Source organism: Brevundimonas bullata (assembly GCF_003350205.1).
Taxonomy (GTDB): Bacteria; Pseudomonadota; Alphaproteobacteria; order Caulobacterales; family Caulobacteraceae; genus Brevundimonas; species Brevundimonas bullata.
This window is the reverse complement of sequence record NZ_QLLC01000007.1, coordinates 24,907-40,993: the sequence shown is the minus strand read 5'-3', so window position 1 is coordinate 40,993 and position 16,087 is coordinate 24,907. Positions and strand designations below refer to the sequence as shown.

The window sequence follows — 16,087 nt, the reverse complement described above, 5'->3', positions numbered from 1 at the left end:
TCGCGCGGGCCTGTGACGGCTGCAACCGTGATCTGGCCGGATCAGTCAGACAGTTCGTCGCTGTCGCCCAGAACCTGACGGGCCAGAACGCGCGTGACCGGGCGGTGGTAGGCGTCCAACCTGTCCACGATGTTCTCGACGGCGGCGGCTGAACGGTCGATGCGCCGGGCCAGATAGTCGATCACTTCGTCGCTCGGCGTGATGTTGCGCGTGGCGAAGGCGCGCTTCAGCATGGCCCCCAAGACGGCGTCGTCGGGCGCCTCGACGCCCACGGTGCGAATGGCGTTCAGGCGCGAGCGCAAGTCGGGAAGGCTGCACGCCCAGGCTGCCGGCGGATCGCGCGACACCAGCAACAGGGCGCCGCCGCCCGACTGGGTCAGGTTGATCAGGTGGAACAGGCTCTCGTCGTCGGCGTCCTGGGCGCGGTCCAGCAGGACGAACTGGCCTTCAAGCTCCAGCGGATCGACCAGGGCGGCCTCGGCGCCGTGCAGGGCGACGGCGCCGGTGCGCTCGACCCAGGCGGCGGCCAGATGGCTCTTGCCGCTGCCGGGCGGGCCGAAGATCGACAGGATCGAACCGGCCATCTCGGGCCAGGTCGCCAGCACCGCGGCGGCTCTAGAATTGGATTCGGACACGACGAAATCCGTCGCGCGTTGCGACGCCTCCTGCCGCAGGGGCAGGCGCAGTTGCTGAATGTCCGAACCCAGGGCCGTCATGCCGTGAACCATAGCAGAGGCCGCCGGAAGCGCTGTGGGCAGGTTCCCTGGGGCGGTGGACAACCGCGCAGCGCTGTGGATTTAGCCGCCAGCCTTGACTTTCCGGGGCGATGATGGGCCTTTCGCCCCTCCTAATTCACGCTGTTCTACAGCCGTTTTCAGACGATATCCGATCATGCACGCCTATCGCACCCATACCTGCGGCGCCCTCCGTTCGACGGATGCGGGCGCGAATGTTCGTCTGTCGGGCTGGGTTCACCGCAAGCGCGACCACGGCGGTCTGCTGTTTATCGACCTGCGCGACCACTACGGCCTGACCCAGTTGGTGCTGCACCCGGAGACGCCGGGCTTTGAAGCCGTCGAGCGTCTGCGCGCCGAAAGCGTCATCAAGATCGACGGCGAAGTGGTCAGCCGCTCGGCCGAAACCACCAACGCCAACCTGCCCACCGGCGAGATCGAAGTCCGCGTCCTGGCCATTGAAGTGCTGTCGGAAGCCGCCGAACTGCCGCTGCCGGTCTTTGGCGAGCCGGAGTATCCTGAGGAAATCCGCCTCAAGAACCGCTTCCTCGACCTGCGCCGCGAAACCCTGCACAAGAACATCGTCCTGCGCTCCAAGGTGATCCACTCAATCCGCCAGCGCATGGTCGAGCAGGGCTTCCTTGAGTACCAGACCCCAATCCTGACGGCCTCGTCGCCGGAAGGCGCGCGCGACTTCCTGGTCCCGTCGCGTATGCATCCGGGCAAGTTCTACGCCCTGCCGCAGGCCCCGCAGCAGTTCAAGCAGCTGCTGATGGTCTCGGGCTTTGACCGCTATTTCCAGATCGCGCCCTGCTTCCGCGACGAAGACCTGCGCGCCGACCGTTCGCTGGAATTCTACCAGCTCGACGTCGAGATGAGCTTCGTGACGCAAGAAGACGTCTTCGCCGCCATCGAGCCGCTGATGAACGGCGTCTTCAACGAGTTCGGCGAGGGCAAGCCGGTTTCGCCGATCGACGGCGTCCACACCTTCACCAACGACTTCGGCGAGACGTTCGAGCACAAGGGCTTTGAGCGTCTGACCTATGCCCAGTCGATGAAGTGGTACGGTTCGGACAAGCCGGACCTGCGCAACCCGATCAAGATGCAGGACGTGTCGGACCACTTCCGCGACGGCGGTTTCGGTCTGTTCGCCAAGATCCTGGGCGCGGACGCCAAGAACGCCGTCTGGGCGATCCCGGCCCCGACGGGCGGTTCGCGCGCCTTCTGCGACCGCATGAACTCGTGGGCGCAGGGCGAGGGCCAGCCGGGCCTGGGCTACATCTTCTGGTCGGACGATCAGCAGGCCTGGGGCGGTCCCATCGCCAAGAACCTGGGTCAGGAGCCGACTGAGGCCCTGATGACCGCGCTGGGTCTGGGCAAGGGCGACGCCGCCTTCTTCACCGCCGGCGACCCCGCCGTCTTCGCCAAGTTCGCCGGTCTGGCCCGCACCCGCGTCGGCACGGAGCTGAAGCTGGTCGACGAGGCGCAGTTCAAGTTCTGCTGGATCGTCGACTTCCCGATGTTCGAATGGTCGGAAGAAGAGAAGAAGGTCGACTTCAGCCACAACCCCTTCTCGATGCCGCAAGGCGGGATGGAGGCGCTGGAGACGCAGGACCCGCTCACCATCCGCGCCTATCAGTACGACATCGTCTGCAACGGCTATGAGCTGTGCTCGGGCGCGATCCGTAACCACAAGGCCGAGATCATGCTCAAGGCCTTCGAGATCGCCGGTTACGACGCCTCGGTGGTCGAGGAGCAGTTCGGCGGCATGCTGAACGCCTTCCGCTTCGGCGCCCCGCCGCACGGCGGTCTGGCCCCCGGCATCGACCGCATCGTCATGCTGCTGGCCAACCAGACGGCCATCCGCGAGGTCATCGCCTTCCCGCTCAACCAGCAGGGCCAGGACCTGCTGATGAGCGCGCCCGCCGAGGCCGCTGACAGGCAGCTGAAGGAACTGTCGATCCGCACGGCCCTGCCGCTCAAATAGGCGGCCTTGCGGCGTTGAAATGGAAAGGGCGGCTCTCGCGAGCCGCCTTTTTTGTAGGCTGAACCGACGGCTTCATTTGCGTCACTTTCTTTCCGCGTCATCCTCGCCCTTGTGGCGAGGATCCAGAACCTCGACGTGGGCCTGATTATGCAGGTCGTTCAAAGTGGCTTCGGCAGCGTGTCTGGATCCTCGCCACAAGGGCGAGGATGACGAGGGTGTAGGTGTGGCCGGAGGACCTAGTGGCCCGAGGCGACGACCAGATTGCGCTGACGCGGCGGAATGGGCGGCGAGGGCGGGGCCGGGGGCGTGCGGATGACGCGGATGCGGGCGCCGCCGCACGAACGCACGGTCAGGCCGTTAGGCAGGCGGGTCGCGCCGTCACCGCAGGCGTCATGCACCTGATCCTGGGTCAGGCCGCGCGCGCCGGACAGGTCGGCGCCGCGAATGTCGGTCCGGTTCATCGAGGCGCCCGAGAAGTTGGCGCGGTCGAAGCTGGCGCCGGTCAGGCGGGCGCTGTCCAGCGAGGCGTTGTTGAACTTGGCGCTGTCGAAAACGCCATTGGTCAGGTTGGAGGCGTTGATCTCGGCGTTGGAGAAGTCGGCGCCCGTCGCGCGAACATTGGCCAGGGTGGCGCCGAACATCTCGCTGCTGTTGAATCTGGTGCGGGTCAGGACCGCTCGATTGAAGTTGGCGCCGTTCAGCTCGGCCGAGGACAGGTTGGCGTCCTGGAAGTTCGTGTTGATCAGGTTGGCGCCGGTGGCCTCGGCGCCGGTCAGATTGGCGCTGATGAAGGTGCTGCCGGTGAAGTTGGCGCCCATCATTTCGACGCCGCGCATGTCGGCGCGGCTGAAGTCGCTGCCGGCGAAGTTCGAGCCGAGCAGTTCGGCTCCGCGCAGGGTGGCGCCGACCAAGGTGGCGTTGGTGAAACTGGCGCCGGTGAAGGTGGCGCCCGACAGGTCGCGACCGGACAGCTCGCAGCGATTGCAGCTGCCGCCCAGCGAAACCATGCGGGCCACGTCACGATCCTGCATCTGCGACAGGTTCACCACCCCGGCGAAGGCGGGGGCGGCGACCAGCACGCCGGCCAGTCCGCCGGTGAGGGCGGCGGCGGGGGCCAAGCGACGGAGGAGGGCGAGCGGGCGTTTCATCACGCTGTCTAGATGCGCCTGTCGCCTGCAAAACCCTACTTAAATCGTGGTAACGATGGCGACCTTCAGCAGGCCGGAATGCGCAGGCCCGACGGCAGGACGGTGGCGTCGTCGCCGCAGGCCTGGTTGAGCTGGCTCTGGGTCAGGCCGACCGCGCGCGCCAGTCGGGCGCCCGACAGATTGGTCCCGCTGAGCTTGGCGCCCGACATGACCGAGCCGTCCAGATAGGCGCCAACAAAGCTGGCGTTGGTCAGGTCGGCGCCGGCGAAGTTCGAACTGGAGAAGACGCCGCCATAGGCCTCGACATCGCGCATGTCGGCGCGCGAGAAGCGAGTGCGGTTCATGACGGTCAGGCTGAGGTCGGCCTGGCGCAGACGGGCGCCCGCCAGGTTGAGGCCGCGCACCTCCATGCCCGAGAAATCGCCCTGGAACAGGTTGCAGCCGGGGCAGCTGGCGCCGCCGCGCACGCGGCTGATCTGCGAGGCGTTCTGGGCGACCGCCGGCAAGGCCGTGGCGGCGATCAGCGAGGCGACGAGTGCGATTGCGAGACGGTTCATGCGAAAGCTCCGGGATTTGACCCCTTCACAGCAAGAAGCGGGCCGCAACCGCGCCGCTGTCAGCCCTGCATCTGCGGGGCCGCGCCGCAGGTGTCGCAAATCCAGCCGCCGCCGCGATTTTGCAGGCTGAGATCGCCACAGGCCGGACAGGCGACGGCTTCGGTCGGGGCGGCGTCGCGCGGCGTCTCGGCCTTGCGCCCAAATGGGACGACGACGAGGTTGTCGGGGGCGGCCCCGCGCGCGAAGCCCTTGGAGATGAAGCGGGCGGCGGGAACCGGCTCGGCGTCGTTCGTCGCCGCGCCCAGACCGTCTGGATTGCCCTCGGGCTCGGCGTTGGCCAACTCCTGACGCTCCAGATAGGAGACGCCTAGTTCGCGGAATATGTAGTCGAGGATCGAGGTCGCGGAGCGGATCGAATCATTTCCGGTGACGCGCCCGGCGGGTTCGAACCGGGTGAAGACGAAGGCGTCGACGAATTCGTCCAGCGGCACGCCGTATTGCAGGCCGATCGAGATGGCGATGGCGAAGTTGTTCATCAGGCTGCGGAAGGCGGCGCCTTCCTTGTGCATGTCGATGAAGATCTCGCCCAGTTCGCCGTCTTCGTATTCGCCGGTGTGGATATAGACCTTGTGGCCGCCGACGGCCGCCTTCTGGATATAGCCCTTGCGGCGGTCGGGCAGTTTGCGACGGGTGCGATCGCGCTCGATGACCTTCTCGACGACGCGCTCGACGGGCGGGGCCTCAGGTTCCGCGCGGCGCTGACCGGGGGCGTCTGCCTCGGGCAGGTCCAGGCGGAAGTCGGCGGGCGGCGCGGCGCGACGCAGGACGACGGCGCGGCGGCCCTCGCGCGCGGCCTCGCCCAGGGCGCGGGCGACCTGAAGCGATCCGGCGCGCCAGTCGATCAGGTCGGGCGTGACGTCGGGGACATCGCTGAACGGCTCGATCGCGCGGCGCAGCTCGGCCTCGTAGGTGGCGGGATCAGCGGCCAGCAGACCGCGCAGGGCCTCAGGCGCGGCCTCCCAGCTGGACAGATCAGCGTAGCCGAAGGCGGCGGCGCGGGCGGCCTCGATGGCGGTGGCGTCAAAGCCGAGTCGCGGCAACATATCGGCGCCGTCCTCGCACGACAGGCCCAGAACGTCGTCGATGAAGCCCGCGTCCAGTACGGGCGGGGCGAAGACGGCCGCGAGTTGGTCTGTTTGTCCCAATGCGAGCTCGACGGCCTCCAGCTCCACGTCGGTGAAACCCAGGTCGCGTAGGGCGGAGTGGTTGACGCCGGGCGCGCCGATCAGGGTGCGACGGCCGAACAGGCGGCGCTCGGCGTCCTCGGCGTCGCCGCCCGCGCGGGCGATGGCGCGGGCCAGCGAGGGGCGCAGGCGCCGCTGGGTCTCCCCGTCCTCGGTCTGGAACAGGTCGGTCGCGCCGAAGGGCGAGGCGCCGAGGCGCAGTTCAAGCTCCGCGTCGCGGACGAACAGGTTGATGGCGGCGTGGCGACGGCCGCTGCGTTTCAGGGCCTTGGTCTCCTGACCACGCAAGACGGCGGCGTCCACGACCTCGTCGGCGACGGCGTCCCACTCAGAGCAGGGGCCGAGCAGGGCGGCGAGTTCGACAGAGGCGGCGCCGGCCGCCGCCGAAACCCGCGCGCCGACCGTGGCGGCGAGAGGAAGGGATTTTGCGGCGTCGGTCGCGACGGTCCAGTCGGCCAGACCAGAAAGGCCGAGGGCGACGGGCCTGGCCGCTTCGCGTCGCGTCGCAGAGACGCCGATGGCCGTCTCGATCTCCAGCGCCATGACCCAGAGCCGGGTCAGGTCGTCCAGAGCCTCGTCGAAGGCTTCGCCGGTGAAGGCGGCCAGACTCGGCAAGTGGAAGGCGGCGCGGGCCTCGAACGCGGCGTCGGTCAGGGTCTCGGCGTCGCGAGGGGTGAAGGTCAGGGCCAGATCGCCTTCCAGCATGGCCTCGGCCACAGCCAGAGCCTCAGGGCCGCCCGAGGCGATGGCGTCGCGCGGGGCCAGGACGGGCGTCAGGATGCGGACGGCGGGCGCGGCCAGGGCGACGGTCTGGGTTTCGCCCTCGACGGCGCGAATGATGTCCGCGTCGCTCGCCCCGCAGCGGCGGGCGATCAGGGCGGCGCGGGCCAGGGCCGGATTGGCGGCGGGATCGGCGCAGGCCTCGCGCGGGCCTTCGCAGCGGTCGACCGCGTCTGCGACGGCCCGCAGGGCGTCGGACAGGGCCTCGGCGGCGCGTCCGGCCAGACGCTCGCCGCGTCGGGCTGCGGTCAGATCGGCCAGACGCCGGGCGGCGCCGGGTTCGCTGAATGATAGACAGGTCGGGACGGCGGGCGTGGTCCGCTCTGTCTCGGGCGCGGCCAGGCCGAGCAGCAGAGACGCCCAGAGTTCGTCGGCGAAGATCTCGGCTTCGTCGGCATTGTCGAACAGGCCCAGGTCGCGGCCCCAGGCCCCGAGCCGATGGGCCCAGCGGTCGGCGGCGCCGCGCAGCCAGGCGGCGTGATCTTGGTCCAGAGGCGCGGCGTCTTCCGGCAGGTCGGTCGGCAGGCTTTCAGCCCAGTCCAGCCAGGCCTCCACGCGCGCATCGGACCAGTCAGCGGGCGCCAGCGTCGCCGTCATGGCGCCGGGGCGTTCGATCTGGCGGAGGTCCATCGCCACGGTCGCGGCGAGGGGGGCAAAACGGGGCTTGATGCGCATCAGACGTCTCCGCGCGTGTCCTGATCGCGACATTAACGACGCCTCTGAAGGCGTTTCAATAAATCTTGGGCCTGTGGGGCATGTTACCCCCAAGATGTTGATGTTGAGCGGCGGCGCTCTGTTGGGCTGGCGGGCTGGACGCGGGCGGCTGTGGTTTCTATGATCGCGCTGCGTCGTCGGACCTCCCCGAGCGGCGGGATACAAGTGAGTACGACGACGTGCTGAGCAAGATCTTCACCTGGTGGAACGGCGCCACGATCGGCACCCTGTTCACCATCGGCAAGCGCGGCCAACTGGTCGGCACGGACGAGTTCGGCAACCGCTATTACCAGTCGCGCGATAACGTCAGCTATGACGGGCGCAAGCGCCGCTGGGTCATCTATGACGGTTACGCCGAAGCCACCAAGGTTCCGCCGGAATGGCAGGGCTGGCTGCGCTACACCTATGACGAGACCCCGGTCGAGAAGCCGCTGCCGCGCCGCGCCTGGGAAAAGGATCACCTGCCGAACATGACCGGCACGCCGATGGCCTGGCGTCCGCAGGGCTCGCTGGCCAATGAAGGCAAGCGCCCCGCCGCTACCGGCGATTATCAGGCCTGGAGCCCGGAATGAACCGACGCGTCCTGCTGATCGGCGTGGCCGTGGCGGGACTGGCGGTCGCGGGCGCCGGCATGACCAGCGTCCTGATGGACCTGCCGCAGGACGCTGTTCCGGTTCAAGACCCGGTCGGCGACGCCCTGCGCGAGGCCAACCGGGCGCCTGTTCAGACCCCTGCGTCCCCTTCATCCCAGGCCCCGGCGACGCCGGCGTCGGGATCGCCTTCGACCGTTCCGACGGCGGCGCCCGGCGCGCCTGTCGTTATCGTGACGCCTGAGGCCGAGATTGCCGCCGTTCAGGAGGAGGCGCCGCCCGAGGCCGCTGCCGAAGCGCCCAAGGTCGAGGCCGCGCCCGTGGCTGCGCCGGGTCGCCGTCAGCGTCGCCCGGTCGCCGTCATCCACGCCATCGACAAGGTCACGGCCGAATCCATGCTGTTCGAGGTCGAGGTCGGCGGTCGTCCCGTCCGCTTCAACAAGACCCTGATCTTCAGCGTCCGCGCCTGCGAGGTCTCGGCGCCGGATGAGTTGACCGAAGACGCCATCGCCTACCTGGAAGTCGGGGTTCAGCCGCGCGGTATCGCCGTGCCGACCGAGGCGCGCCAGATCTTCAAGGGCTGGATGTTCGCCTCATCGCCCGCCATCAGCGGCCTGCAACACCCGATTTACGACGCCTGGGTGGTCGGCTGTAAGGCATAGGTCACGGCCTCCGCGCCTGTCAGGGGCGCGGTCAGGGCCGACTTGTCCGGCGTCAGGCGCAGAGCAGGCTTCAAAAGGCGCAGATAGGCCGCCTGCGGCGTTTCCACGGCGCCGAATTGGCTGAGATGCTCGGTCAGGAACTGGGCGTCCAGCAGGCCCCATCCGCCTTGACGCAGGCGCGCCACCAGATGCACCAGGGCGACCTTTGACGCGTCGCGCGCCCGGCTGAACATGCTCTCGCCGAAGAAGGCGCCGCCTAGCGTGACGCCGTAGAGGCCCCCGACCAGAACCTCGTCCTGCCAGCACTCGATACTGTGGGCGTGGCCGCGCTCGTGCAGTTCCAGATAGAGGCGGCGGATCGGATCATTGATCCAGGTGTCCTCGCGTCCCGGCATGGAGGCGGCGCAGGCGTCTAACACGGCGGCGAAGGCCGTATCGACCCGCACCTGAAACGGCTCGCCACGAACGGTGCGGCGCAGTCGCGTGGGAATGTGGAAGCGATCCAGCGGCACAACGCCCCGCTGATCCGGCTCGACCAGAAAGACGCGCGGATCGTCGCGCGCCTCGGCCATGGGAAAGACGCCCCGAGCGTAGCAGGCCAGCAGCTCTTCAGGCCCGAAGACGCTGGAGGGGCTGCTGGCGCTGAACTCGGGGTCGTCCAAGAGGGGTTAGGCCTTGGCCTTCTGGGCGGCGGCCCATTTTTCCAGCCAGTGGATGTCGTAGTCGCCGGACAGGATGTCGGGCTCCTGCAACAGTTTCTGGAACAGGGGGATGGTGGTGTCGACGCCGCCGATGACCATCTCGCCCAGGCTGCGCTTCAGGCGAGCCAGGGCTTCCTCGCGGTCGCGGCCGTGGACGATCAGCTTGCCGATCAGGCTGTCGTAGTAGGGCGGGATCGAATAGCCGGCGTAGATGGCGCTATCCAGACGCACGCCCAGGCCGCCCGGCGCGTGGAAGTCGGTGATCGTGCCCGGCGACGGGGTGAAGGTCTCGGCGTTCTCGGCGTTGATCCGCACCTCGATGGCATGGCCGTCGAAATGGATATCCTCTTGCGTGAAGGACAGCGGAAGACCCGCGGCGATGCGGATCTGTTCGCGGACCAGATCGACGCCCGTGATCATTTCCGTGACCGGGTGCTCGACCTGCAGGCGGGTGTTCATCTCGATGAAGAAGAACTCGCCGTCCTCCCACAGGAACTCGATGGTGCCGACGCCCAGGTAGCCGATGGCGGCGATGGCCTTGTTGACCGTCTCGCCGATCTGCTTGCGACCCTCGGCCGACAGGGCGGGAGAGGGGGCTTCTTCCAGCACCTTCTGGTGGCGGCGTTGCAGCGAGCAGTCGCGTTCGCCCAGGTGGACGACGTTGCCGTGGCTGTCGGCGATGACCTGGATCTCGATGTGGCGCGGCTTCTGGAGGTAGCGCTCCATATAGACGGCGCCGTTGCCGAAGGCGGCCTTGGCCTCGGTTTGGGCCGTCTGCACGGCCTCGACCAGATCATCGGCGGTCAGGGCGACCTTCATGCCGCGCCCGCCGCCGCCGGCGGCGGCCTTGACGATCAGCGGGAAGCCGATGGTCTTGGACGCCTCGATGGCGGCTTCGACGGTTTCGACCTCGCCGTCAGACCCGGGGACGCAGGGGATGCCCGCCTCCATCACGGTCTTCTTGGCGGTGATCTTGTCGCCCATGACCCGGATATGCTCGGGCTTGGGACCGATGAAGGTCAGGCCGTGGGCCTCGATGATCTCGGCGAAGCGGGCGTTTTCCGACAGGAAGCCATAGCCCGGGTGGATCGCCTGGGCGCCGGTGATTTCCGCCGCCGCGATGATCTGCGGGATGTTCAGGTAGGACTTGGCCGCCGGCGCGGGGCCGATGCAGACGCTTTCGTCGGCCAGGCGCACCCACATGGCGCCGCGGTCGGCCTCGGAGTGCACGGCGACGGTGGAGATGCCCATCTCCTTGCACGCCCGGTGGATGCGCAGGGCGATTTCGCCGCGGTTGGCGATCAGGACCTTGGTGAACATGACGGGTCTCAGGCTTCCAGCAGAACCAGAGCTTCGCCGTATTCGACGGGCTGGGCGTCGCCGACGAGGATTTCCGACACGACGCCGTCACGCGGCGCTTGAATCGGGTTCATGGTCTTCATGGCCTCGACGATCAGCAGAGTCTGACCCTTCTTGACCTTGTCGCCGGGCTTGATGAAGGCCGGAGCCTCCGGCGAGGGCTGGAGATAGGCGGTGCCGACCATCGGCGACTTCACCTCTTCGCCCTTGCGCGAGACGATGGTGGCCGGGTCCGACGGCATGGAAGCCTGTGCGGCGGCGGGCGCGGCGTGAGCGACCGGGGCCGGGGCGGCGGCGTAATGGATCGGGGCGGCGGCGACGGTGACTTCGCGCTTAACCTTGATCTTCAGATCGCCGCGCTCGACTTCGATCTCGGTCAGGTCGGTGTCGTTCAGGATGTCGGCCAGGCTGCGGATCAGGCCGGCGTCGATGGCGTCGTTCTTGTGCTTGTCGTCGGACATGGTGCGTCTCTCTTCAGATCTTGGGCGAACGAGCCCCGGCCTCGGCGCGTTCCTTGGAACGGTCTTGCGCCAGCCGAAGGGCGGCCTTGACGGCCAGTTCGTAGCTGTGGGGGCCGAAGCCCGAAATGACGCCGGTCGCGACCAGCGAAACATAGGAATGACGCCGGAAATCCTCGCGCGCGGCGGGGTTCGACAGGTGGCATTCGACGACGGGGACGCTGAGCGTCTTCAACGCATCCAGCAAAGCCACCGAAGTATGGGTGAAGGCGGCGGGATTGATCACCAGGGCGCAGGCTTCATGGCGCGCCTCATGGATCCAGTCGACCAACTGGCCTTCGTGATTCGATTGGCGGAACACGACACGCGTGTCGCCGGCGGCGGCCTCACACAGCGCCTGGACGTCGGCCAGGGTCTCGTGGCCATAGATGTCCGGTTCCCGAACCCCGAGAAGGTTCAGGTTGGGGCCGTTCAGGACGTAGAGGACAGGGGCTTCGGGCATTCGCTCGGAAAACTGGCGCTCACGACCGCGCGGATTCGGTCGGGCGTTGTAGCTCAGGTCGAGCCAGACGCAAAGCGGGTCGATAAGGATCTTGACCTTAGGGCATCTGGATTTCGATCTGGCGGGTGAAAGACGGTCGCTAGGCGGGCAGTTCGACCAGCACGACAGCCTGGGCCGCCAGGCCCTCGCCGCGCCCGGTGAAGCCCAGGCCTTCGGTCGTGGTCGCCTTGACGCTGACAGCGTCCAGCGGAAGCTTCAGCAGGTCCGCGAGGCGTTCGCGCATGGCCTGGCGATGCGGCTTCACCTTGGGCTGTTCGCAGATCAGGGTGACGTCCACATTGACGATGCGCCCGCCGCGCGCCGTCACGCGATCAGCCGCGTAGACGAGGAAACGGTCGGACGAGGCGCCTTTCCACTGCGGATCGCTAGGCGGGAAATGGTCGCCGATGTCGCCGTCGGCGATAGCCCCCAGGATGGCGTCGGTCAGGGCGTGCAGGCCCGCGTCGGCGTCGGAATGACCGATCAGGGTCTGGTCGTGCGGGATCTCGACGCCGCAAAGCCAGACGGATGCGCCCGGTCCCCAGCGATGGACATCATAGCCCTGGCCTATGCGGGTGGTCTTGGGCAGCAGGGCCTCGGCCATGGCGAAATCCTCGGGATAGGTGAGTTTCATGAGGTGGGCGTCGCCTTCGACTAGGCGCACACGTCCCCCGGCGCGTTCCACGACGGCGGCTTCGTCGGTGGGGGCCTCGGATTCGGTCCAGGCGACGTAGGCGTCGCGGATGGTCTTCAGGCGGAAGGCTTGCGGCGTCTGGGCGCGCCACAGGCCGTCGCGGTCGATTCCGCCGACCACCAGGCCCTCCACGCCGCGGCGCAGGCTGTCGGCCACTGGGAGGGCGGGCAGGGCGCCGTCGGCGTCATTCAGCGCCGCCAGCAGACGGTTGATCACGGCTGAGTTGAGGAAGGGGCGAGCCGCGTCGTGGATCAGGACCGGCGTATCGTCAGCGACCTCCAGCGCGGCGAGGCCGGCGCGCACCGAATCTGCGCGCGCGGCGCCGCCCGCGACCGTACGCCAGCCTGAAAGACCGGCGAGGGCCTCAGCCGCGCGCGCCTCGGCCCCGGGCGCGACCACGACGACGACCGAATCGGCGCCCGCCGTGAGCAGGGCGTCCACCGACCAGCGCACCATCGGTCGGTCGCCGACGACCCGCCACTGCTTGTCTCCACCGGCCCGAGAGCCTGAACCGGCTGCCACTACGATTGCTGCAAATCCCATTGCGGCCTTCTAAGCGCCCCAGTTCCGCTTGACGAGAGGCTCAACAGTCGGCGGTAAGGGCGGCATGAACGCAGGATTGCAAATCGGAGACGTGCGGATCGCCGGGCGGGTGCTGATGGCCCCGATGACCGGGATCACGGACCTGCCGTTTCGGCTGCTCGCCTCGAAGCTGGGCGCGGCCTATGTCGCGACCGAGATGGTGGCTTCGGCTGAACTGGCGCGGGGACGTCCCGACGTGGTGCGACGGGCGGCGGTCGGCGGCGGTCTGCCGCTGACGGTGATCCAGTTGGTCGGGCGCGATCCCGAGATCATGGCCCAGGGCGCGCGCATGGCCGAGGCGGCGGGCGCGGACATCATCGACCTGAATTTCGGCTGCCCGGCCAAGGAAGTCACAGGCTCGGCCTGCGGCTCGGCCCTGATGCGAACGCCGGATCTGGCCTGTCGCCTGATGGAGGCGGCGGTCAAGGCCGTCAGCCGCCCGGTGACGGTCAAGATGCGGCTGGGCTGGGACGACGACTGCCGTAACGCCGCCGAGCTGGCGCGCCGGGCCGAGGACCTGGGCGTCCAGGCGGTCACGGTCCACGGCCGCACCCGCAAACAGTTCTACACCGGCCAGGCCGACTGGGGCGCGGTGGGCGAGGTCAAGGCGGCGGTGTCGGCCATCCCGGTCATCGTCAACGGCGACATCATCACCGCGGAACAGGCGCGCGAAGCCTTGAGCCAATCGGGCGCGGACGCCCTTATGCTGGGACGCGGCGTCTATGGCCGTCCCTGGCTGGCGGCGCATCTGGAGCGGGCCTTGGCCGACGGGACGCGGTTGCAGGAGCCGGGCCGGGAAGAGCGGCTGGACATCGTCGTCGAGCACCTGCGGGCCTCGGTCGATTTCTACGGATTGCCGCTGGGGCTGAAGATGTTCCGCAAGCATCTGGGTTGGTACGTCGAGCAGGCGCCCTGGCCCGAAGACCCGCTGGAACGGCGCGCCGCCAAGGCGCGGCTCTGTCGGCTGGAGACGCCCAACGAGGTCGAACAGGCGCTTTCGGCGCTTTGGTCGCCTGCGGTGGATCAATTCAGCAACTCTGGTGTTGAAAACACGCCACAGCTGGTCAAAGCTGCGAGGTAATGACGGACCTCCCTGCCGAGCAGACTGAAGGCCACGGCCCCGAGCGTTCGCTCTGGGGGCGTTTGGCCAGCGGTCGCGCCCGGGCCTTGTTCGTGACGGCCTACGCCATCGCTTTCCTGATTACAGCCGCCGCCATCTGGCTGGTGGCCATCGCGCCGGGCACCACGGCGGGCGGCGACGCGCGCACGGCGGCGAGCCAGGTCGTTCTCTTCATTCTGCTGGCCAATCTGGTGTTGATCGGGGGCTTGGCGACGGTGATCGGCGGGCGGGTGCTGCGCCTGGCGCGGAACCGCAATGATCCGGGCGCACGGCTGCATCTTCGTTTCGTCACCCTGTTCTCGCTGGTGGCGGTCGTGCCGGCGGTGCTGATCGCCCTGGTGTTCGGGGTACTGGTCAACCGGGGCGTGGATCAGTGGTTCAGCACCAATGTGCGTTCGGCGGTCGAGAACGGCGCTGAGATCGGCCGCGCCTATGTCGCCGATGTCGGGGCGGGGCTGGAAGTCGATCTGGAGACCATGTCGACCGAGTTGGGCGGCGTTCGGAGCCTGTTCGACAACCGGATTCAGTTCTCGCGGGCTCTGGCGCAGATCGGCGATTTCTTTGGCTATCCCGCCCTCTATATCCTGAACGGCGACGGCGAGGTTCTGGCCAGCGGCGAACAGCCCGGCGCGCCGCCCTATGTCGCCCCGCCGCGTGAGGCGTTCGAGACGGTGGCCGGCGGCGAGGTGGCGCCGACGACCGTGACCGAGAACCCGGACATGGTTCGGGCCCTGTATCCGCTGCCCGACTATGGCGACGCCTATCTCTATGTCGTGCGCCCCCTGGCGCCGGGTCTGATCCAGCGGATGCGCAACGGCGAGGAATCCATCGCCGCCTATCGCGCGGCTGAGGAAAGCCGGGCGCGGATTCAGGCGGCCTTTGCACTGAGCTATCTGGAGACGGCCCTGCTGGTGCTGGTCGGCGCCGTCTGGCTGGCCATGTCGGCGGCCAGTTCGATTTCGGCCCCCATCGGGCGGCTGGTGAAGGCGGCGGATCAGGTGGCTGGCGGCGACCTGAGCGCGCGCGTCGACAATGCGGGCGCACCGGCCGAACTGGTTGTCCTGTCCGAGGCCTTCAATCGGATGACGGGCGACATCATGACCCAGCAGGCGGCGCTGAAGGCCGCCAGCGACGACGCCCTGGGGCGCAGCCGCTTCATCGAGACTGTGCTGTCGGGCGTCAGCGCCGGGGTTATCGGTCTGGACCGCGTGGGCCGGATTTCGGCCATCAACGACAGCGCCAGCCAGCTTCTGGCGATCGAAGAGGCGGATGTGCAGGGGCGGCTGCTGGCCGAGGTCGCGCCGGAACTGGCCGAGCTGTCCGAACGCGCCGAGGCCCATATCGAGGAAGACATCGACGTCAGTCGGGATGGCGATACGCGTCGTCTCCGGGTTCGTATCGAGGGCGGGCAGGGCGGCGAGATGGTGCTGACCTTCGACGACATCACCCGCCTGGTCACGGCACAGCGCAACGCCGCCTGGCGCGACGTGGCGCGCCGCATCGCCCATGAGATCAAGAACCCCCTGACGCCGATCCAGCTGTCGGCGGAACGTCTACGTCGCAAATACCGCGCTCAGATCGGCGACGATGTCGAGGTCTTCGACCGCTGCACTGAGACCATCATCCGTCAGGTCGGCGATATTGGCCGCATGGTGGACGAGTTTTCCTCCTTCGCCCGGATGCCGGCGCCGCGGTTCACCCGCGAGAACCCGGCCGAGATGCTGCGCGAAGCCGTCTTCGCTCAGCGCGTCGCGGCGGCGGACATCGGCGTCGAACTGATCGAACCCCTGCCGGACGTGGTCCTGCAGTGCGACGGGCGCATGGTCGGGCAGGCCCTGGCCAATATCCTGAAGAACGCTGGCGAAGCCGTGTCCGCCAAGCGCGTGCGCGAGCCTGTGCCGGCGGGCGCGACCGGCATCATCACCCGGCTGACGGTCGAGGGCGGCATCGCCACCTTCGTCATCGAGGACGACGGGATCGGCCTGCCGATCAAGGATCGCGACCGGCTGACGGAACCCTATGTCACCACGCGCGAGAAGGGCACGGGCCTCGGCCTGGCCATCGTCAAGCGTATCTGTGAAGACCACGGCGGTGAGCTGAAGCTGGCCGACGCCGAAACCTTGTCGGGCGCACGCGTGTGCCTGACCTTCCCCCTGACCCAAGACAGCAAGGCTGCTCACCGTGCCACCGGCGCGGCGCGAGCGGCGGAGTAAGAG

At 68.2% G+C, this 16,087-nt stretch carries 14 protein-coding genes; 5 read left to right on the top strand and 9 right to left on the bottom strand.

What is annotated here, in order from left to right:
* Positions 1–41: 41 nt before the first annotated feature.
* The gene (locus tag DXK21_RS04830) at positions 42–716 is read right to left on the bottom strand and encodes a P-loop NTPase family protein (RefSeq protein ID WP_114816729.1); all 675 of its coding nucleotides are present in this window, start codon (positions 714–716) and stop codon (positions 42–44) included.
* 175 nt (positions 717–891) lie between these two features.
* Between DXK21_RS04830 and aspS the strand changes: the two genes are divergently transcribed.
* The gene (gene aspS / locus DXK21_RS04825) at positions 892–2,721 is read left to right on the top strand and encodes an aspartate--tRNA ligase (RefSeq protein WP_114816647.1); all 1,830 of its coding nucleotides are present in this window, start codon (positions 892–894) and stop codon (positions 2,719–2,721) included.
* 236 nt (positions 2,722–2,957) lie between these two features.
* On the opposite strand, the gene DXK21_RS04820 is transcribed toward aspS, so the two are convergent.
* From DXK21_RS04820 to DXK21_RS04810, 3 genes are all read right to left on the bottom strand, one after another.
* Entirely contained in the window at positions 2,958–3,869 is a 912-nt protein-coding gene (locus tag DXK21_RS04820; protein ID WP_114816646.1) for a pentapeptide repeat-containing protein, read from the bottom strand.
* 65 nt (positions 3,870–3,934) lie between these two features.
* Positions 3,935–4,426, bottom strand: coding sequence for a pentapeptide repeat-containing protein (locus DXK21_RS04815; RefSeq protein ID WP_114816645.1), 492 nt, complete (start codon positions 4,424–4,426; stop codon positions 3,935–3,937).
* Positions 4,427–4,485: 59 nt separating this feature from the next.
* Positions 4,486–7,125 carry a TSCPD domain-containing protein gene (locus DXK21_RS04810; RefSeq protein ID WP_114816644.1) on the bottom strand — a complete coding sequence of 880 codons (2,640 nt, stop codon included), beginning with the start codon at positions 7,123–7,125 and terminating at the stop codon, positions 4,486–4,488.
* A gap of 218 nt (positions 7,126–7,343) precedes the next feature.
* On the opposite strand from DXK21_RS04810, the gene DXK21_RS04805 reads away from it, so the two are divergent.
* Both DXK21_RS04805 and DXK21_RS04800 read left to right on the top strand, forming a co-directional pair.
* Complete coding sequence (locus tag DXK21_RS04805) at positions 7,344–7,736, top strand: NADH:ubiquinone oxidoreductase subunit NDUFA12 (RefSeq protein WP_211305969.1); 393 nt, start codon at positions 7,344–7,346, stop codon at positions 7,734–7,736.
* Complete coding sequence (locus DXK21_RS04800; protein ID WP_114816642.1) at positions 7,733–8,416, top strand: DUF2155 domain-containing protein; 684 nt, start codon at positions 7,733–7,735, stop codon at positions 8,414–8,416. Before DXK21_RS04805 ends, DXK21_RS04800 begins: the two co-directional genes overlap by 4 nt.
* Here DXK21_RS04800 and aat read toward each other — a convergent pair.
* The 5 genes from aat to DXK21_RS04775 form a co-directional block, all read right to left on the bottom strand.
* Positions 8,383–9,078 carry a leucyl/phenylalanyl-tRNA--protein transferase gene (gene aat, locus DXK21_RS04795; RefSeq protein WP_114816641.1) on the bottom strand — a complete coding sequence of 232 codons (696 nt, stop codon included), beginning with the start codon at positions 9,076–9,078 and terminating at the stop codon, positions 8,383–8,385. The two genes, DXK21_RS04800 and aat, sit on opposite strands and share 34 nt — an antisense overlap.
* A 6-nt stretch (positions 9,079–9,084) precedes the next feature.
* Positions 9,085–10,437, bottom strand: coding sequence for an acetyl-CoA carboxylase biotin carboxylase subunit (gene accC, locus DXK21_RS04790; RefSeq protein ID WP_114816640.1), 1,353 nt, complete (start codon positions 10,435–10,437; stop codon positions 9,085–9,087).
* 8 nt (positions 10,438–10,445) lie between these two features.
* Positions 10,446–10,937, bottom strand: coding sequence for an acetyl-CoA carboxylase biotin carboxyl carrier protein (gene accB, locus DXK21_RS04785; protein WP_114816639.1), 492 nt, complete (start codon positions 10,935–10,937; stop codon positions 10,446–10,448).
* 13 nt (positions 10,938–10,950) lie between these two features.
* Positions 10,951–11,436 (bottom strand): type II 3-dehydroquinate dehydratase, encoded by a 486-nt coding sequence (gene aroQ / locus DXK21_RS04780; RefSeq protein WP_114816638.1) that lies wholly within the window; start codon positions 11,434–11,436, stop codon positions 10,951–10,953.
* 139 nt (positions 11,437–11,575) lie between these two features.
* Positions 11,576–12,712 carry a bifunctional 2-C-methyl-D-erythritol 4-phosphate cytidylyltransferase/2-C-methyl-D-erythritol 2,4-cyclodiphosphate synthase gene (locus DXK21_RS04775; RefSeq protein ID WP_114816637.1) on the bottom strand — a complete coding sequence of 379 codons (1,137 nt, stop codon included), beginning with the start codon at positions 12,710–12,712 and terminating at the stop codon, positions 11,576–11,578.
* Positions 12,713–12,776: 64 nt separating this feature from the next.
* Between DXK21_RS04775 and dusB the strand changes: the two genes are divergently transcribed.
* A complete protein-coding gene (gene dusB, locus DXK21_RS04770; protein WP_114816636.1) occupies positions 12,777–13,832 on the top strand; it encodes a tRNA dihydrouridine synthase DusB in 1,056 nt (351 codons plus the stop codon).
* Positions 13,832–16,084 (top strand): sensor histidine kinase NtrY-like, encoded by a 2,253-nt coding sequence (locus DXK21_RS04765; protein WP_114816635.1) that lies wholly within the window; start codon positions 13,832–13,834, stop codon positions 16,082–16,084. The genes dusB and DXK21_RS04765 overlap by 1 nt, the downstream gene beginning before the upstream one ends.
* Positions 16,085–16,087 lie beyond the last annotated feature (3 nt).

Bases quoted from the DNA above. Each gene is read 5' to 3' on its own strand.
- DXK21_RS04830 (WP_114816729.1), bottom strand. From the start codon at position 716: ATGACGGCCCTGGGTTCGGACATTCAGCAACTGCGCCTGCCCCTGCGG.
- aspS (WP_114816647.1), top strand. From the start codon at position 892: ATGCACGCCTATCGCACCCATACCTGCGGCGCCCTCCGTTCGACGGAT.
- DXK21_RS04820 (WP_114816646.1), bottom strand. From the start codon at position 3,869: ATGAAACGCCCGCTCGCCCTCCTCCGTCGCTTGGCCCCCGCCGCCGCC.
- DXK21_RS04815 (WP_114816645.1), bottom strand. From the start codon at position 4,426: ATGAACCGTCTCGCAATCGCACTCGTCGCCTCGCTGATCGCCGCCACG.
- DXK21_RS04810 (WP_114816644.1), bottom strand. From the start codon at position 7,125: ATGCGCATCAAGCCCCGTTTTGCCCCCCTCGCCGCGACCGTGGCGATG.
- DXK21_RS04800 (WP_114816642.1), top strand. From the start codon at position 7,733: ATGAACCGACGCGTCCTGCTGATCGGCGTGGCCGTGGCGGGACTGGCG.
- accC (WP_114816640.1), bottom strand. From the start codon at position 10,437: ATGTTCACCAAGGTCCTGATCGCCAACCGCGGCGAAATCGCCCTGCGC.
- accB (WP_114816639.1), bottom strand. From the start codon at position 10,937: ATGTCCGACGACAAGCACAAGAACGACGCCATCGACGCCGGCCTGATC.
- aroQ (WP_114816638.1), bottom strand. From the start codon at position 11,436: ATGCCCGAAGCCCCTGTCCTCTACGTCCTGAACGGCCCCAACCTGAAC.
- DXK21_RS04775 (WP_114816637.1), bottom strand. From the start codon at position 12,712: ATGGGATTTGCAGCAATCGTAGTGGCAGCCGGTTCAGGCTCTCGGGCC.
- dusB (WP_114816636.1), top strand. From the start codon at position 12,777: ATGAACGCAGGATTGCAAATCGGAGACGTGCGGATCGCCGGGCGGGTG.
- DXK21_RS04765 (WP_114816635.1), top strand. From the start codon at position 13,832: ATGACGGACCTCCCTGCCGAGCAGACTGAAGGCCACGGCCCCGAGCGT.